19 protein-coding genes are annotated in these 17,770 nt (G+C 41.5%); 16 read left to right on the forward strand and 3 right to left on the reverse strand.

All coding sequences use genetic code 11. From position 1 onward, the window contains the following. Positions 1-73 precede the first annotated feature (73 nt). From IEW05_RS22675 to copZ, 8 genes are all read left to right on the forward strand, one after another. Positions 74-583: an RNA polymerase sigma factor gene (locus tag IEW05_RS22675; RefSeq protein WP_188542149.1), complete on the forward strand. Its 510-nt coding sequence runs from the start codon at positions 74-76 to the stop codon at positions 581-583. Then, positions 580-2,508: a beta-propeller domain-containing protein gene (locus IEW05_RS22680; protein WP_188542150.1), complete on the forward strand. Its 1,929-nt coding sequence runs from the start codon at positions 580-582 to the stop codon at positions 2,506-2,508. Before IEW05_RS22675 ends, IEW05_RS22680 begins: the two co-directional genes overlap by 4 nt. A gap of 382 nt (positions 2,509-2,890) precedes the next feature. Next, complete coding sequence (gene qoxA / locus IEW05_RS22685) at positions 2,891-3,847, forward strand: cytochrome aa3 quinol oxidase subunit II (RefSeq protein ID WP_188542151.1); 957 nt, start codon at positions 2,891-2,893, stop codon at positions 3,845-3,847. Positions 3,848-3,870: 23 nt separating this feature from the next. Then, complete coding sequence (gene qoxB, locus IEW05_RS22690; protein ID WP_188542152.1) at positions 3,871-5,814, forward strand: cytochrome aa3 quinol oxidase subunit I; 1,944 nt, start codon at positions 3,871-3,873, stop codon at positions 5,812-5,814. Then, positions 5,811-6,407: a cytochrome aa3 quinol oxidase subunit III gene (gene qoxC / locus IEW05_RS22695; RefSeq protein WP_188542153.1), complete on the forward strand. Its 597-nt coding sequence runs from the start codon at positions 5,811-5,813 to the stop codon at positions 6,405-6,407. Before qoxB ends, qoxC begins: the two co-directional genes overlap by 4 nt. A gap of 1 nt (position 6,408) precedes the next feature. Then, on the forward strand, positions 6,409-6,699 hold the full coding sequence (gene qoxD, locus IEW05_RS22700; protein WP_188542154.1) for a cytochrome aa3 quinol oxidase subunit IV: 291 nt from the start codon (positions 6,409-6,411) through the stop codon (positions 6,697-6,699). Between the two features lie 309 nt (positions 6,700-7,008). Further along, positions 7,009-7,293 carry a metal-sensitive transcriptional regulator gene (locus tag IEW05_RS22705; RefSeq protein ID WP_188542332.1) on the forward strand — a complete coding sequence of 95 codons (285 nt, stop codon included), beginning with the start codon at positions 7,009-7,011 and terminating at the stop codon, positions 7,291-7,293. Between the two features lie 171 nt (positions 7,294-7,464). Next, positions 7,465-7,665, forward strand: a complete 201-nt coding sequence (gene copZ / locus IEW05_RS22710) for a copper chaperone CopZ (RefSeq protein WP_188542155.1) — start codon at positions 7,465-7,467, stop codon at positions 7,663-7,665. Positions 7,666-7,780: 115 nt separating this feature from the next. Here the strand turns inward: copZ and IEW05_RS22715 are convergent, their stop codons facing one another. Beyond that, positions 7,781-8,389: a hypothetical protein gene (locus tag IEW05_RS22715; RefSeq protein WP_188542156.1), complete on the reverse strand. Its 609-nt coding sequence runs from the start codon at positions 8,387-8,389 to the stop codon at positions 7,781-7,783. Positions 8,390-8,583: 194 nt separating this feature from the next. Here IEW05_RS22715 and IEW05_RS22720 point away from each other — a divergent pair, with 194 nt between their 5' ends. From IEW05_RS22720 to IEW05_RS22740, 5 genes are all read left to right on the forward strand, one after another. After that, entirely contained in the window at positions 8,584-9,552 is a 969-nt protein-coding gene (locus tag IEW05_RS22720) for a tyrosine-type recombinase/integrase (protein WP_188542157.1), read from the forward strand. A gap of 309 nt (positions 9,553-9,861) precedes the next feature. After that, complete coding sequence (locus IEW05_RS22725) at positions 9,862-10,476, forward strand: HD-GYP domain-containing protein (RefSeq protein WP_229753686.1); 615 nt, start codon at positions 9,862-9,864, stop codon at positions 10,474-10,476. A 207-nt stretch (positions 10,477-10,683) separates the two neighbouring features. Then, the gene (locus IEW05_RS22730) at positions 10,684-11,625 is read left to right on the forward strand and encodes an EAL domain-containing protein (protein ID WP_194434158.1); all 942 of its coding nucleotides are present in this window, start codon (positions 10,684-10,686) and stop codon (positions 11,623-11,625) included. Between the two features lie 232 nt (positions 11,626-11,857). Continuing rightward, positions 11,858-12,058, forward strand: a complete 201-nt coding sequence (locus IEW05_RS22735) for a cold-shock protein (RefSeq protein WP_009223993.1) — start codon at positions 11,858-11,860, stop codon at positions 12,056-12,058. 103 nt (positions 12,059-12,161) lie between these two features. Further along, entirely contained in the window at positions 12,162-12,395 is a 234-nt protein-coding gene (locus tag IEW05_RS22740) for a cold-shock protein (RefSeq protein WP_188542159.1), read from the forward strand. A gap of 71 nt (positions 12,396-12,466) precedes the next feature. On the opposite strand, the gene IEW05_RS22745 is transcribed toward IEW05_RS22740, so the two are convergent. Both IEW05_RS22745 and IEW05_RS22750 read right to left on the reverse strand, forming a co-directional pair. Beyond that, complete coding sequence (locus IEW05_RS22745) at positions 12,467-13,126, reverse strand: response regulator (protein ID WP_188542160.1); 660 nt, start codon at positions 13,124-13,126, stop codon at positions 12,467-12,469. Positions 13,127-13,142: 16 nt separating this feature from the next. After that, entirely contained in the window at positions 13,143-14,294 is a 1,152-nt protein-coding gene (locus IEW05_RS22750; RefSeq protein ID WP_188542161.1) for a sensor histidine kinase, read from the reverse strand. 188 nt (positions 14,295-14,482) lie between these two features. Between IEW05_RS22750 and IEW05_RS22755 the strand changes: the two genes are divergently transcribed. Genes IEW05_RS22755 through IEW05_RS22765 form a run of 3 tightly spaced genes read left to right on the forward strand, consistent with a single transcriptional unit; the run spans position 14,483 to position 17,746 of the window. Next, a complete protein-coding gene (locus IEW05_RS22755; RefSeq protein WP_188542162.1) occupies positions 14,483-15,418 on the forward strand; it encodes an ABC transporter ATP-binding protein in 936 nt (311 codons plus the stop codon). An 11-nt stretch (positions 15,419-15,429) separates the two neighbouring features. Beyond that, on the forward strand, positions 15,430-16,596 hold the full coding sequence (locus IEW05_RS22760; RefSeq protein WP_188542163.1) for an ABC transporter permease: 1,167 nt from the start codon (positions 15,430-15,432) through the stop codon (positions 16,594-16,596). Next, a complete protein-coding gene (locus IEW05_RS22765) occupies positions 16,589-17,746 on the forward strand; it encodes an ABC transporter permease (protein ID WP_188542164.1) in 1,158 nt (385 codons plus the stop codon). Before IEW05_RS22760 ends, IEW05_RS22765 begins: the two co-directional genes overlap by 8 nt. Positions 17,747-17,770: the final 24 nt, after the last annotated feature.

Here is a 17,770-nt window from a genome sequence, read left to right on the forward strand (position 1 = left end):
TTTTTGAATTTTTATTTAGTTGATACCTTTGGATACGTTGATTCGATTGATCCTTGTGAGGGGGTGCAACAGGTTGCATGAGAATTTTATGAGTATCTATGATCAGTACTTTGATGATGTATACCGATTTGTTTTATTTAAAACCGGAGATCGATGGGTTACAGATGATTTAGTAAGTGAGATTTTTCGTAAAGTATTTCAAAGATTAGATACTGTTGGAGCAGTAGAGCCTGATCAATGGAAACCGTGGTTGATGACAATCAGTCGTAATACAGTGATCGATTACTATCGTCGAAAAAAGGACTACCCATATGGTCACGATCCGGAAGTCCTTGGATATTCACAGGTTCAATTGTCTTTTACTGTGAGTGATCCACGAAATGATTGCTTGGAACAATCGCTTCGTGCACTTACTCCGGAGGAAAGAGAGATTATGAACCTTAAGTATGTTGTTGGACTGAAATATGTAGAAATCGGTGAAATGCTTGGAAAGGAAGAGTCGTGGTTAAAAGTTAAGGCACACCGCATTAAGGGAAAGATGGCGACATTTATTAATAGATGTATTGGAGGTGGAGAACGATGAATGATGAGAAACAGTGGAACGAGACCGTGGAGAGGTTGCGTAGGGGTCTTCCTGTGAATGAAGAGTTGAAGCAGGAACTTCGAGAATCTTTGCTACAGGAACACAATATGAAGGGAAAACGGGGTTCGTCATCAATTGATACTGTAAAGCGCCATCGTTCACGCTGGAAATTTGGTGCACTGGCAATTGCGATAGCAGGATTATGTTTGTTTTCAACATTGTGGTTATCTCAAAGAGATACGGATAAAGTCGAGGCGGCATCGCTACATTTGTTTGATCAATTTTCCTTTGATCAACAGTTAGGGCGGGAGAATAGTGCGGGGATGGCGGAGTATGAAGGTACGATCTACTTGCCATTAAATGAGGACGGTTTATACGTTTTAAGTAGTTCGGAGTACAACAAATTAATCGACGGAAATATTAATTTTGTTCGAGTGTCACCGGATGGTACGCAGCTGGTATATGTTCAGGAAGGAAGTTTGTATTTGTATAATATCGCTGATGAATCCAGTCGACTGCTATTGCTGGGGGGAAGTGATTATGGACTGTTGGAGACACCCGCTTGGTCGCCGGACGGTCGAAATATTATGTTTGTGAGTCGGACACAGCTTAAGAATGAGATAGATAGAGAAACGGAGTCCTCGCAAGGGCAAATTTATGAGCTAAGTTTGGATAATGGAACGGTTCGTTCAATCGTGAAGGGACAGTATCCTTCTTATGTGGCAGGACAAAATGGACTGTTCTTCGAAAGAGATCATCAGATTATATACAGGGATTTGAAGCGTGGAGAAGAAAAGGTGCTTGATAGTGGAAGGTATCCTGCTGTCTCTAATGATGGCTCGTATGTGGCATACATTAAATCGCAAGGTGATCCGGTGTTAGAAGATGTATGGATCGCGGATACGAATTTTAACACCAAAAAGCAGATGACCCAGAACGAACTTGCAGATGCATGGGAGAATGGCGAGTTAGTAGAAGGGAAACAACAGGCACGATATACCTTTGAACAACCAACATGGAGCCATGATGATCAGCGGTTATTTGTTTACAAGGTTTTTCATACAAATACGGTGTTCAAGAAATTAGTGAGGTTTCAGATTGCTGCATCAAAACCAGGGCCTGAAGATATCGTTGCAGGTTCCATCAAGGCTTTGATATATAGGGACGAGGAGTTTGCGCATACGTTTTTTAATTATGATCCTGGTTATCTAAAAGGAACGAGTCCAAGGCAGATTGGTTATCGAATTCTTGGTAATGGTGAAGTGGATGGGAAAACCTATGTGGATGCCGAAACTTATTTGTCCTATCTTGATCCATATTATGAAATTGATAAAGTTCGCTATGTCGTTACGGATACCCCTACTGGATATAAAATCAGTGATATGCTGCAGTTAGATAACATTACAGTCGCTGTGTGGGGAGATGCTGCATATAGAGTAGTGGAGGGAGAAAAACAAGGTGATCCTCTGATGGAACTAAAGGATATACCTCATAAAGGTACATGGGAAAATGGTAAGCTTTGGAGTCTGCTGCATGTGGAGGAGGATCATACGTTATGGTTTACCGTGACACGGGCAAGTGGCGATCAGTCAGAGCTTGGATTGTTGCGATATGACATGGAATCCAAACAATTTACTGAGGTATGTACTATTGAGGGAGCTTCAAGCTCATATCTCTTACAACTGGATGATACGCGCCAAAATGTAGCCATATCGACTGAGTTGAATGGTAAGCCGGATTTGGTAATATATCATCTGCCAGATCATAAAATGACGATATTGTCCGAGCAAATTATGGGAGTGAAACCGAAAGAGGTATACACTCGATTCTGGAATCATGGAAAGTTGATCTTCTATGCGGATATGGACGGTAGAGAAGTATTCTTCTCATTTGATCCCCAGTCAGGCGAAGTGAGTGCAAACTGAATATAAATAGGTTTAAAAAATCACCAGTCCTAGTAATTAATTTTTGGACTTGGTGATTTTTTATTTTTTATAAGTGACAAGAATCACAAACTGGGTAAATTATATGACAATTTTCCGAACTTATGCACATGAGACGACTATTGTGAACAATTATTGAAATCGGATTATTTGGCTGAATATGACCGAATATCGGTATATATGAGACTTATGTACGGAAAAAGTATGATGGATCTATAATTAAATGTAATAATATTACATAATTTACTTTCTCTATGATTTGTAATTAATTTGGTGCTTCCATAACATAGGTTCTAGATGTTATATGAAGTCCTCCTGATGAGTTCGGGCTGACGATATTTAGAGAAAGGGGTATCGGTATCCTATGAAAAGGAAAGGGTTGCTGCTTGCTGGTTTTTCAGCGCTTCTTGTTCTCCTGACCGGTTGTAATTCATTAGCAGTATTGAATCCGAAAGGTCCTGTGGCCAAGACCCAATCTGAAGTCATTATTTTTTCTATGATAGTAATGGCGCTTATATTGCTAGTTGTTTATGTGTTGTACGTGGTTATAATCTCCAAATACCGCGCTTCTAAAGCGGCACCAGATTATGAACCACCCCACGAAGAGGGGAATTGGTTGTTAGAAATGATTTGGATTGTCATTCCAATCATTATTGTCACTGTATTGTCTGTCGTTACGGTACGTAGTACTAGTGCGGTGGAGAAGGTACCAGCGGGTTATGAGGATCAGAAACCGTTGGTTATTTATGCGTCATCCTCGGACTGGAAATGGCATTTCAGCTATCCAGAGGAAGGGATTGAAACAGTTAACTATGTTAACATTCCTGTTAATCGCCCAGTAGAATTTAGATTGTACTCCTTCAGTGCAATTACGAGTTTCTGGGTTCCACAACTTGGCGGCCAGAAATATGCCATGAGCGATATGGTTAACACGCTTAACCTTGTAGCAGAGCATCAGGGTTCTTTCGTTGGTAAGAACTCTAACTTCTCGGGTAAAGGCTTCTCCCAAATGGAGTTTGAGGTTCTAGCGATGTCGGACAAAGAATATGCAGAGTGGATTAAAGATGTTAAGAATACGGCTTCGGAATTGACCGAGGAAGAATTTAATACATTGTTGGAAACGAACTTTGTAGGTAGAAAAACATATACCTCAACGCACTTGGACTTCCGTCCAGCGCCTGAGGGTGAGAATGCTGGACATGATCATGGAGGTTCAACGGATTCCGAATCTAATTCGGACTCTGAAATGGATCACTCCGAGATGGATCATTCCAATATGGACATGGACCATTCCACAGATAACACGACGAATGGTAACTAAAACTGGAAGGGGGTATATTCGAAATGAAATGGGATGAATTTTTCGTTACAGGGGAACCGATGATTTACGGTGCGATGGCTAGTATTGTTCTGGCATCACTCGCAATTGTCGTTGGTCTGACCTATTTTAAAAAATGGGGTTACCTGTGGCGTGAATGGTTGACGACTGTTGACCATAAGAAAATCGGTATCATGTATATTATTGCTGCCCTACTGATGCTTTTCCGCGGTGGTATGGACGGGTTGCTTATGAGAGCCCAACTCGCTGTTCCGGAGAATGGACTTTTGGACGCGCAGCATTACAATGAAATATTTACCACACACGGTCTTATCATGATTCTATTTATGGCGATGCCATTTGTTATAGGACTGATGAACGTCGTGGTACCACTGCAAATTGGTGCTAGAGACGTTGCTTTCCCAAGACTTAACGCAGTCAGCTTCTGGTTGTTCTTCGCCGGTGCGATGCTACTAAACATTTCATTTGTTATTGGGGGTTCACCAGATGCAGGTTGGACGGCTTATTTCCCACTAGCAAGTATAGAGCTTAGCCCGACTGTAGGTAATAACTATTACTCTATCGCGTTGCAGATTGCAGGGATAGGTACTTTGTTAACAAGTGTGAACTTCTTGGTAACGATTCTTAAAATGCGTGCGCCTGGTATGAAATTAATGCGTATGCCGATGTTTACATGGTCTGTTCTGATCACGAACGTTATTATTTTGTTCGCGTTCCCGGTACTAACGGTTTCACTAGCTTTGATGATGTTTGACCGTATGTTCGGTGCACAGTTCTTTACCATGGCAAACGGTGGTATGGATATGCTCTGGGCCAACCTGTTCTGGGTATGGGGCCATCCTGAGGTTTATATCGTTATACTGCCAGCGTTTGGTATTTATAGTGAGATCATTTCAACATTCTCACGCAAGAACCTATATGGTTACAAATCGATGGTATACAGTATGGTTGTTATCTCGCTATTGTCGTTCCTTGTATGGGCGCATCACTTCTATACAATGGGGCATGGAGTTACAGTTAATGGCTTCTTCTCCATCTCAACGATGGCTATCGCGGTCCCTACCGGGGTTAAAATATTTAACTGGCTATTTACACTCCGAAAGGGCAAGATCGAGTTTACGACACCGATGTTATACTCACTTGCTTTCATTCCGATCTTTACGATCGGTGGTGTAACAGGTGTCATGCTCGCAATGGCAAGTGCCGATTACCAGTATCATAATACAATGTTCCTGGTTGCCCACTTCCACTATGTATTAATTCCGGGTACTGTATTCGCCGTCCTAGCTGGCTTCTACTACTGGTTCCCGAAAATGTTCGGTTTCAGATTGAACGATCGCCAAGGCAAACGGGCCTTCTGGTTGATCGCAGTCAGCTTCAATGTGACGTTCCTGCCGTTGTTCTTCTTGGGACTCAAGGGAATGACACGTCGTACGTACACGTATTCGGCAGAAACAGGTTTTGGTCCATTAAATATGATTGCTTCGATCGGTGCTATCGGTCTAGCTCTCGGATTTGTATACCTTGTATATAACATTTACTGGAGCTTCCGTTATGCGAAGAGAGATACTACAAATGATCCGTGGGATGCACGTACACTGGAATGGAGTATTCCTAGCCCGGTTCCAGAATATAACTTTGCACTTATTCCTAAGGTGAATGGTTTAGATCCATTCTGGGAATCCAAGAAGACGGGGCAACCTTTAACTGAAGGTGAATACGAAGAGATTCATATGCCTAACAATAGCGGACAACCGTTTATCCTAGGTATGATCTTTATGGCCTTTGGATTCTGTATGGTATTTAGCTGGTGGGTTCCTTCAATTATCTTCGGCATAGGCATTGTCATCATGCTCGCGGTACGTTCTTTCGAACGCGATCATGGACGTCATATCTCGGTCAAAGAAATTAGGGAGACGGAACAAAGATTGCGGGGTGAACAGTCATGAAATTAGACAATACTTTGCCACTTGAATATCAATCAGAAGAGAATAGTAACCGGATTTTAGGATTCTGGTTGTTCCTTGGAGCAGAAATTGTGCTCTTCTCGACTCTGTTTGCCGTCTATCTGACCTTGTGGACTCGTACAGGTAATGGACCTGATGCTAAAGAAATATTTGAACTGGGCCCTGTGCTCATTGAAACATTTGTACTCTTGACCAGTAGTTTTACCTGCGGTCTTGCGATTCATAGTATGCGGCTTGGACTGAAAAAGCCTGCAATGGTGTTCTTCTCGATCACACTACTATTGGGCCTTGTGTTCCTTGGTGTAGAGATTACGGAGTTTGTAACGTACGTAAATGAAGGAGCAACGCTTCAGACTAGTGCGTTCCTCTCCAGCTTGTTTGTACTGCTAGGAACACACGGACTGCACGTGTTCATGGGCTTGCTGTGGGGTGGAGGACTTATGCTACAAATCCGGCGTGAAGGCTTCACGTTAGAGACGTCAAATAAGTCGTTTATATTCTCGCTATACTGGCATTTCCTTGACGTTGTCTGGATTTTCATTTTCAGTTTTGTATATTTGAAAGGACTGATGTGATATGAAAAAGCTATTCCCGGTTCAACACGTGATGGGATATCTATTTTCGCTTATCCTTTCAGTCGTTGCATTGTCCGTGGTCGTCTGGGATCTTTCCGTAGCGATGGGTCTAACTATTCTCCTCGTTTGTGCGGTCATCCAGTTGGGTGTTCAGCTGTTCATGTTCATGCATATTAGTGAGAACAAATCGAAGTCGGCACTGTATACAAATCTTGCCTACGCGGTAGTTGTAGGTCTGGTCACAATATTTGGTACATTGTTTACAATGATTTGGGGATACCAGATTAAGTAATCAAACGCTATTGCATGATTCTTATAGTAAATTTATATCACCTTAGGTGCAGATATATATCTGCGCCCGAGGTGATTTTTTTCGTATAAGGACATTTAATTCTAAGCCGTACACAAGGATGTATACTTCTACTTGCTAGAGAGAACAGTAAGAGAATGATTATATTTTTTACTTCACATACCCCCATGGGGTATGTTATAATGATCATGTAAGGCAAAGCTAATGGGTTTTGTGAGGAGGGGTAATGTGGTAAAAGAGAGTCAGTCTCATCCATCGCATTGTGCTGGAGAAGACACTCAACAGGGCGGCATGCAGATCAGAAACAGTCATCATTCGGAAGCGACGAAGAGTAATTTAACAAGCCGATTGAATAGAATTGAAGGTCAGATTCGCGGAATCAAAGGTTTGATCGAGAAGGATACCTACTGCGATGATGTGCTTAATCAAATTGCTGCTGCACAGTCTGCGTTGAATAGTGTGGCACGTTTACTCCTCGAGGGCCATATGAAGAGCTGCATAATTGAACGTATTCAGGCTGGAGAAGACAATGTTGTTGATGAGTTATTGGTTACAATGAACAAGTTAATGAAATAATATTTGAAGTTATACTAACAAAACTTAAGTGTATGCTTCCGATGTGAGTTTTGTACGAACCATAATCAAGGAAGTAATGCTAACAAAACTAAGTGTATGCTTTCGAGGTAAGTTTTGTACGAACAATAATCAAGGAAGTAATGCTAACAAAACTTTTAGGAGGAATTATTCATGCAAAATATTATTTTGAACGTAGAAGGTATGTCATGTGGTCATTGTGTTAAATCGGTAGAAGGAGCTATTGCTGAAATTGGGGCAGAGGCAAAGGTTGATTTGAATGCTAAAAATGTTAGCGTATCTTTTGATGAGAGCAAAGTGACAGTTGAAGCTATTAAAGAAGCCATCGAAGAACAAGGTTATGATGTTGTCTAAAGAATAGTTTTTTTCTAATGCTTCATTAATAAGGCGTCTGCGAATAGCAGGCGTTTTTTGCGTATGAATGGACCGCTTCCAGTAGGAAGCGGCTTCCGTATGTAATGATTTAGTTTTAACTGATCCAGGTCATGGCAGCAGAAGCTACCTTCCATGAATCATTTTCGAGTATTAGCTCAATCTTTGTGCCGACGCTACCAGTTCCGGAGCGAAACTTTGATCCTGTGATGACGGCCGTGTCTTCACCTAACTCAACCTTTTCTATGCGCAGTAAAGTGCCTTCTAGGACCAACAAGTCTTCCTTTAGGTCTTCTTTCTCAATGAGCTGCTCCAATGTGTTGTCTTGAACAGTTATACTAAATTTCTGCTCTAAGTAGTTCAAAATGTATAATTTGTCTGCCTCAGTTAATTGAGTTAATGGATTGAGATCAACGGCAATATATTTCATGTCTGTGTTTAAGTTCTCATCCAATTGCATCATCGCTTCGAAGGTATATCCATACAATTGCCCGGCAGTTCCATTCATTTCCTTTAGGGACGTATTCGGAAGGGGAGAATTCCCATCACTATCACTTGAATGATTGTTTGTGATTGTTCCGACTGGCGAATTCGTTTCAGTAGGTAGCGAATCAGGTGAACTCACTTTAGATGCTCCCTCAGAGGAACACGCGACAAGTAATAAGAAAATGGCGGTTAAATAAACGAACCCTTTCATAAAACGCATAAAAAAATCCCCCCTCGAAATATAAACGTACAAAGGAAGATTTTAGTTGCTTTAAATAATTTGCAGTTGGAAAAATGACAAATTTTGTGAGTTGATGAAGTGTTAGTTGCCTGGAGAGACTTACTTCATTTCTGAGATGTCGTACAATAACAATTGTACGACTACATAATGAATTCAACAGGAGGCAACATAACATGAAAACAGAAAATAATCTATTAGCACTTCGACAGAAAATTCCATCCCATTCTCCGGATCATAATTATACTGACGAGCAGATCATTCAGATGTTTCTATCGGTATGCACTACAGCTCCCAATACGAGAAGAAATTATTATAGAGCGATTAGCGATTTCCAAAACTTTTTATCGGGTATCCCGTTAAAAGACGTAACTTGGCGAGAAATTGAAGCCTACAAGCTTTCATTAACTCAAGGTATATATAGAACCTCAGGAAGACCCTTGGCACCCGCAAGTGTAGCAGCCTTTATAGCTCCTTTGAAATCTTTCTTTAAATGGGGAAGTGAAGACGGCATCAGTATATTTCAGCATAATCCAACGGCTAGTGTTCGTATTCCGACTACCACGGTTACGAGCAGACGCCATTATCTGACCAAAAATGAAGTCGGAGAATTATTAGAGATTTTGCGGGAACAAAGTTTGCGTAATTACTTAATTGGCCTTTCGCTTGTGCTTTTAGGGCTCCGTGTTTCAGAACTCTCAGGAATCAGATGGGGAGATTTTCATAACGATGCCTTGGGGACATCAACTTGGCTTACCATATCGCATGCAAAACGAGGGAAGGTTCGAGAAGTTAAAGTACCTCAACAACTTTGGAAACTGTATTTGGAGCATGCCCGTTCTCTTTGTGATACATCTGATCCCGATCAGGACTTAGTGCTTTTTCAGGTCACTCCACGCCAGATCCAAAGGATAATCAAAGCTGCAGGCGAGCGCAGTCGGTTTGTTAAGAGACCGACCCCTCACTGGCTTCGTCATACAAACGCTACGTTAGCTCTTCTTCAAGGAGCCTCTTTACAGCAGGTGCAAGAGACTCTAGGACACTCACATATTAATACAACACAACGTTATTTACATACGGTAGAGCAGATGAAGAAAGCAGCCCCAGATTTTGTTCAAGACTGCTTGCAAGAATATATCGATTGAAATTAGTTCTTATTATCTATTATTTGACACTTTACACCTATGCCAAAGTGTCTATTTTGTCCTATAATATTAATTGACATCTCGACAAAGTCTACCTATTTTCTACTATTATTTCCACTTGGATTGTCGCATAATTGTTATTGTACGACATCGGTTTATTTTCTATACATATTAAGATATTCGGGTAAATCGAGGAGTTTTATGAGTTTATATCGGCACGATCTATGTTGGAACATGAAAGAGTGTTAAAGAGGGTCATAGGGACTAAAGTTCGAGTAATTACGACTTAGTTGTAGGAGGCAAAAGAAAGTGACTGTTCCGATTGGAGCTAAGAAACTTTATCTAGATAAAGAACCAGATACGGTCAAGTGGGTTGGTATGTTATGGCGAAAACATCCTGAGACATACCAGCATTGTGTGAGAGTCGCAATCCTAGCTGAGAAAATAGCGGTACCGATGAAACTTAGCAGTTCGAGTAAAGATAATCTAATTCGTGGCTGCTTTTTACATGATATTGGCAAGGCAATGATTCCGAAAGAGCTCATTCTTCAGCGTACTCCCTTAACAAGCGAGCAATGGGAAATTATGAAGTTGCATCCGGTACTAGGGGCAGAAATGGTGGAAGCAAATACGGGATTTAGCGGTGAAATTATTGGATTAATTCGTTACCATCACGAACGATGGGACGGTAAAGGATATCCTGAAGGCTTGAGTGGGGAGCAGATTCCATTATCGGCGAGAATATGTGCCGTTATTGATGCGTTTGACTCTATGTTGTCACATCGACCGTATGTAAGAAGAAAGCATACAAGTGAGGCCAGGTTAGAATTATTGCGACATGCCGGAACTCAATTTGATCCAGATGTGGTGCATGCATTTATGAAATTAAGAGAAGAAAGCCTTAATATCTATCCACTTGAATGACAGGTTAGCTCTATTCTTTATTTGCATATGTGGAAAAGTAGGGTTCATGAAAGAGACTAAGGTCACTCTAAGAACGAATAGCACCATGTTATAATTTTCCTTGTCCATTGCTAAGGTAGTTCAAGGGGGATTTATATGTTGGGCTGTAATCATGGCATTCACACGGACCCTGAAGAACAAGGAGTATTCTCGTTTCGTCCGTGTTCAATGTCATTGATAACATATATGAATGAACAGGGGTATTTGCGTGATAACAATATATCTGATTGCCAGTATTCGTATGAATCAAGGGATGAGGCAATGCGGATACTTGAATACGTGAATAACTATTGTTTAATAACAGGTGATGAGTTAATTGGGAGCTTAATTAATGGAGAGTGCCATGATCGATCTCCTTTATGGTTCCCAATACCTCAAATGGAGTTTAGACTAAATCGACGCAGAATTATTAATATTATCGTTAATCAAGGTATTGAGAGTCATATGCAGCCTATTGTGAATACCCAAAAAAAGGTCATTGGATATGAATTTCTACTGCGTTCATCATCGAGTAGAAATTTCTTTTATCCCAGTGATCTATTTGATATAGCCAGAGAGACTGGGCTTCAATCTCAATTAGATCAAGCTGCTAGATTGACTGCTATTGAGACGAGTGCGCGACACTTGCCTCAGGGGATCAAGCGGTTTATTAATTTTTTGCCTTCTTCTATTGAGAATCCGAATCAATGCCTAAATCAGACATTTGTTGCGATGGAGCAACTGTCTCTTGACGCGCGGGACTTCGTATTTGAAGTTGTGGAGACGGAACGAATCACACATATGGCTCATTTGAAGGAGATATTTGAAGTATGTCGCCGGAAGGGGATTTCCTTGGCCCTTGACGATGTGGGATCAGGTTATTCAACGCTCGAAGAAATGGATGCACTGCGGCCAGATTATATCAAGATTGATCGAAGTTTAGTTGGCGGATGTAGCCAAGACCAAGCAAAGCAAGAGCAGATTAAGCTTATCATACAGCGAGCGAGTGCTTTTGGAGGGAAGGCTCTGGCTGAAGGAGTAGAACAAATGGAGGATTTTCAATTTTGTGTGGATAGTGGTGTGGTATTGGCTCAGGGTTACTTGTTTGGTAAACCTGGCAAGCCTTATTGATTAAGGGTTGCACTTAGGCAGTCAACTTTTGAGGGATAAGATTCTCTTAGTTTAGAGAATACAGGATTTGCATTTTAATTAAAAGGAGGCTATAATGAAATTACTTGAGCCATTCCAAAACTAATATTCACACATTGAAAAGAGTGTCACTCTTGTAAATGGAACTTTTTTCAATATGTGAATTTTTTTATGTAAAAAAGGAGCATGTTAATATTTTTTAGGAGGTACCCTCATGGAAACAGGAACAGTAAAATGGTTTAACGCTGAAAAAGGCTTCGGTTTTATCGAAGTTGAAGGCGGAAACGATGTATTCGTACACTTCAGCGCTATCACTGGCGAAGGTTTCAAAACGCTTGACGAAGGCCAACGTGTGCAATTCAACGTTGTTCAAGGCAACCGTGGACCACAAGCCGAAAACGTTGTAAAACTGTAATGCAGGCTAAACTGCTCTTAACGCGTGCGTTAAGAGCAGTTTTTGTTATTTTTGGGGTATCGGGATCTTATAGACCCATTCCAAAACCCAAAGGAGGAAAAGCATGAATTACCGTAAAAAAACGTTAGAAGAAATTCCTGAGGAGAATACACCGGTTTGGTCTTGTAGCAGTGAGGATTGTAACGGATGGATGAGGGATAATTTTGCGTTTGATTACACTCCGGTATGTCCTCTGTGTTCCTCTGAAATGGTGAAGGGAACGAAAATGCTCCCCCAACTTGTGAATACAAATACCGATCCTAAATCGTTACCAAAAGGTGTAAAGATCGATCAATGATTATTTGTTGAAGACAAGGCAGCCTGCTCGCATTAGCGAATATGCTGCTTTTTTGTTGTCTATTCATGAATTTAGGTAGGTGTTTGTTGCCCCTTCCAATACAGGATAGCGATCTGTGTACGATCACGAACGCCTAGTTTACCAAGGATTTCGGTTATGTGGTTCTTGACTGTGCCTTCACTGAGATATAGCTGTTGCGCAATCTCTTTATTAGACATTCCATCTGCAATAAGCGAAACAACATTATGCTCGGCCGTTGTTAGACCTGCGGCAGATAGTTTATCTGCTGGTGGGGTTGGCACAGAAGGGCGCAGTAGCCCAGATAGTTTGCGTGCGACATCTGGATGAATAAGCATGCTGCCGCTATGGACTGTTTTAACCCCCTGAATAATCCGATCTGGCGGGATATTTTTGAGTAGATATCCACTGGCCCCGTTTCGAAGCGCTTCGAGTATAAACTCGTCATCATCAAATGTAGTCAACATCAGAACTGAAATATCTGCCGATATTGCCTTAATTCTGCGGGCCCCTTCCACACCATCACAAATAGGCATCCGAATATCCATTAGCACCACGTTAGGCTGCCCTCCTCCTTGTACGAAGTCTACAGCCTCCGCCCCATTTGATACTGACCCAATCACTTGAATGTCGGGATCCATTCCAATTAATAGGGTTAGACTCTCGCGAATAAATGGATCATCATCCACGATGAGTAGCTTTATCTTAGACATAGTTAATCTCCTTTTGTCATTGGATCTTTTGATGCTGCGTTATAGGTAGCCTTGTGATGATGGTGAAAGGTGATTGTATAGAAAATTCTAAATATCCCCCGGCCAAAGTACATCGCTCTTTCATTCCCGCAAGCCCTAGTCCAGCCATATGCTGGAGATTGCCCTCAGGTAAGGTACCATCATTGCTAATGGACATACGTACCTCACTATCGGTATACAAAATAGTAATCTCAATTGATTCTGCTTGCCCGTGCCTGAGGGCGTTGGTCACCGCTTCGCGTGCGTTCTTATATAAAATAATTTCTTGACTCGGATAGAGGGAGAGAGGGTTCCCCTCGATATTAAGGGCTGTCCTGATGCCAGTTTCCCTGCCGATTTCCTCTAGTAAACGGCTTAGAGAATGTATCCCAGTAACTTGTGTCGAGGGTCTCAAACGGCGAACAGTCGCACGCATTTCGTCTAGTCCCGTGGCCAATTGGTCTCTAATTTCTCTCATCATAAGCATACCTTTGTTTTGATCGTTCGGCATGATCTGAAGCGCTGCTTCCATCATCATTTTAGTGCGTATCAAGCGATGTCCAACATCATCGTGTAGTTGTTGGGATATACGACTACGTTCCTCAGCTTGGGCGAATCCTTCCACTTGTTTTGTGAATAAGACCAAGCGGTTCTTAGACTCATCAAGTTCATAATGCTTTTTGCGCAGCTCGTCGTACATAAGTAAAGCCGTATTTTTGCGTCTATCCATTTGTTGGAGTAAGGATACCAGAGTAGCGATGAGTACTAAGAAAATATTACTGGCTGCTATCAAGACGGGGGGCTGTTGTAAAAGGGCATAATTTACAGCGATCAGGTGGAATCCAAACATCATCCAGCGTAACGTAATGTTGGGCAGAAGTAAGTAAACAAATAGTGGAGTTAAAGCTAAGATAAACATTAAATTTCCGTATGTCATACATATCCATGCAGAGAAGAGGATCTCGATTATAGTTAATGCCGTTAAATGAACTTCTCTTTTGAGAAAACGACCGAGTACCACGATAGCGAAGAATAACAGAACATGCATAACAAATAGGTCATATGAATGATCACTCATTACAAAAATATTGATGAAGCTTGGGGTCAGCACCATCCCGTACATCAATGATAAAAGCAAATGTTTAGGCATAATTTCCAACCTTCATTCAAAAATATGGAAAAATTAACGAGGATGAATTTATTATAACACAATCGTTTTTATCCTAAGAGGTGACTATAGTCACCTTGAATACATGACGATTAGGACCTTTGGAAGTACGGCGGAATTGGTACAATGAACTCATAAAATAGAGTCCGAATTATGAAGGAGATAATCATATGGCATTTATAGAAGTAAATGATGTTGTTAAACGTTATGGGGATAAGCTATCTGTGGATCATCTGAACCTACACATTGAGAAAGGGGAAATCTTTGGATTACTTGGTCCCAATGGTGCCGGGAAAAGTACAACGATAAATATGATCGTTGGCTTACTTAAGCTAGATCAAGGTGAGATTCGTGTAGACGGAATTTCAGTCAAAGATCGGACATTGGAAGTGAAGAAGAAGATTGGTCTCGTCCCACAGGATTTGGCGCTGTATGAGTCAATGTCAGCCGCAGATAATATTGCGTTTTTTGGAAAATTATACGGTCTTCGTGGTAGTGAACTCAAAGATCGAGTAATGGAAGCGCTACGTTTTGTTGGTCTTGAGGATCGTGCTAAAGAATTACCTCGAACGTTCTCTGGTGGGATGAAACGCAGGTTGAACATTGCCTGTGCGATAATGCATCACCCGAAGTTGATTATTATGGATGAACCTACTGTGGGGATTGACCCGCAGTCACGTAATCATATTCTAGAATCAGTTCGAGAATTGAACCGGATGGGCTCCACGATTATTTATACGAGTCACTACATGGAAGAGGTATCGGCAATTTGCGACCGCGTAGCTATTGTCGATCAGGGACATGTCATTGCTTGTGGGACTCAGGAGGAGTTACGTGATCTTGTTGCTGGAGAAGAAAAGATTGTGATGACAGCGCTGGGAATTCACGAGATAGTTCTTGAGGAGTTAAAGCTTCACCCACGGATTAATCGCATACACCAACACGATAACGTTGTAGAGATGTATACTTCTTCGTCGCAAAGCGATCTTCAGGATATTCTCTATATTTGTGCCAAGCATGATGTGGTCATTCATTCGGTTGTATGTGAACGGCCTACTTTAGAGACGCTGTTTCTAAATCTAACCGGGCGCAAGTTACGGGATTAGGGGGAAATGCAATGAAGATGTGGCATATCATTTGGTTTGAACTCCGTATGTTAACAAAAATGCGGGTCGTACTACTAAATCAATTCTTGCTGCCGATGGTGCTGATTTTTATTCTAGGCAATGCGTTATCAGGGATCACTTCGTTAGGAGATAGTGCTCCTATTGATTCGGTTACAACTATGATTATCGAGCCATCAGGGCAGGAAAAGTTAGAAAGTTTAGGATGGAATGAATTTCTGAAGAATCCTCAGATACAGGCGTTATTGAAGATTAAGCACGGTAACAGTCGGCAGGAAGCAGAGAGTGCACTAAAGTCAGGAGAGAGTGATTTTGCTGTCATAATTCCCCCTGATTTTGCAGACCAGGTAATGAAGGGGGAAACAGTCAAATGGGAGATGATCCTTGGGAAGAACCACACTAAGAATCATGTAGCCAAAATGATCTTTGAATCCTATTTGGATCAGTTGAATGGTGTGCAAGCTGCAACTATAGTGCTTGGGCCTAATTCGATCGCGACTGCAACAGAACCTGGATCGGCCTCGTATGTTGAAATGACATCTCTTAATAAGAAGGGGAATACCTATTCATCTTTTCAGTATTATGCTGCGTCGATGCTTATCATGTTCTTGCTTTACTCTGGACTTACGGCAAGCAATAGTCTCCAGGCCCAGAAAATGAACAAGACGCTGTATCGTCTGAATTCAATGCCGGTAAGTACGCTGAAGATTTTCTTGGGTAAGATAGGTGGAAATAGTCTTGTTGCCTTCATCCAGGCTGGGGTTATTATTTTCGGAACTACATGGCTATATGGTGTTAATTGGGGCGAGCATCCTTTATATCTGATATTGATATGTGTATTCGTTGTTATCGCATCCATGTTAATATCGGTAATTGTTACGCTTATGTCGAGATCTTCAGGAAATGCCCAGACCATTATTCAGATCATCATCGTTGTTATGACCTTTCTTAGTGGCGGATTTCAGCCCATCCCGATTGATATTATCGAGAAGTTGAGTAAATTTACGATTAATCACTGGGCGCTTCAAGGTATTATACGTATTATGTTAAATGCGAGTGGCGGAGAAATACTTTATCACGTTTTGATGTTAGGCATATTTAGTGTTGTGTTGCTATTAGTAGGCACGATGTCTTACCGAAAGGTGGGTTACCATGAATAGCTTTACGATTGCCTGGAATATGGTCAAGCGAACGATAGGGACAAAGAAAGGTGTAATATCATATATTCTCTTGCCTTGTATTGTAATTGCTGCAGTGGTTGGCCTGTTAGGTAGAGACGAAATAACCAGGGCGGACATTGTGTATTTTAATGAAGATACGGGTATAGCGAGCCAATATTTGCTCGATGAGTTGGCCAGTAAGCCGGATTATAAATTGAAATCGTTCCAAAGTGAAGAGGAGATGAAAGAATACCTCATCGCGTTGAAAGGGAATGCCGGATTCACTATTCCTGCCAATTTTACGAATGATATTGTATCAGGCAAGTTTCCAATTTTGAAGGTCTATGAAATGAAGACAAGTGAGGCATCGGTTACGATCAAACTGAATATTAACAATTTGGTATCAGAGCTAGCTTCGACAGCAGGAAGAGTTAATGCTTCGTCAGCATCGTCAAGTGATATTGATGCGAATTTCAAGGAAGTACTCCATGAGATTCAGAAGCACCAGATAAGTTCAGTCGATAATGATCTTAGGCTGTATCCGAAGCCTGGAATTACTACGGTTACAGGGTTTACATTGTTGTTTCTGATGGGGTTGGTTAGCAGCACCGTGACGAGAATTGTAGAGGATCGCAGCCGTAGAACGATGGCTAGGGTGTTTAGTGCTCCAGTGAGGGCGTGGGAAATTGCACTGGGTAACTTTCTCGGAAGCTTTGTAGTGGGTATTTTTCAAATTATCGTCGTATTGTTTATGACCCGTGTGGTGCTGAATTATGATTATGGTGTCTCGTTGCTGGCACACTTTCTCATTTTATCCGCCTTTATGCTTGTTGCCATGGGCCTTGCAAGTGCTGTTGCTGGTTTGATTCGTAACCCGCAGAACATAGGAACAATAAACAATTTGATTATTACCCCAACCTGTATGATTGGCGGCTGCTTTTGGCCGGTTTCCTTCATGCCAGATATCATGCAAAAGGCGGCAAATTTTGTGCCACAAAAGTGGGCAATTGAAGCGATTGAGAAATTATCATCCGGAGCAGGTTGGCAAAGTCTTACGATACCTATGCTGGTCCTTGGCCTAATGGCAGTAATATTATTAGCAATTGGTTCAGCCATTCTTCGTCCTAGTGAAAATAATGTGGGGATGTAAAACGCAGTAATAAAAATAGGTTAT

This window comes from Paenibacillus segetis, assembly GCF_014639155.1.
In the GTDB taxonomy this organism is placed as follows: domain Bacteria; phylum Bacillota; class Bacilli; order Paenibacillales; family Paenibacillaceae; genus Fontibacillus; species Fontibacillus segetis.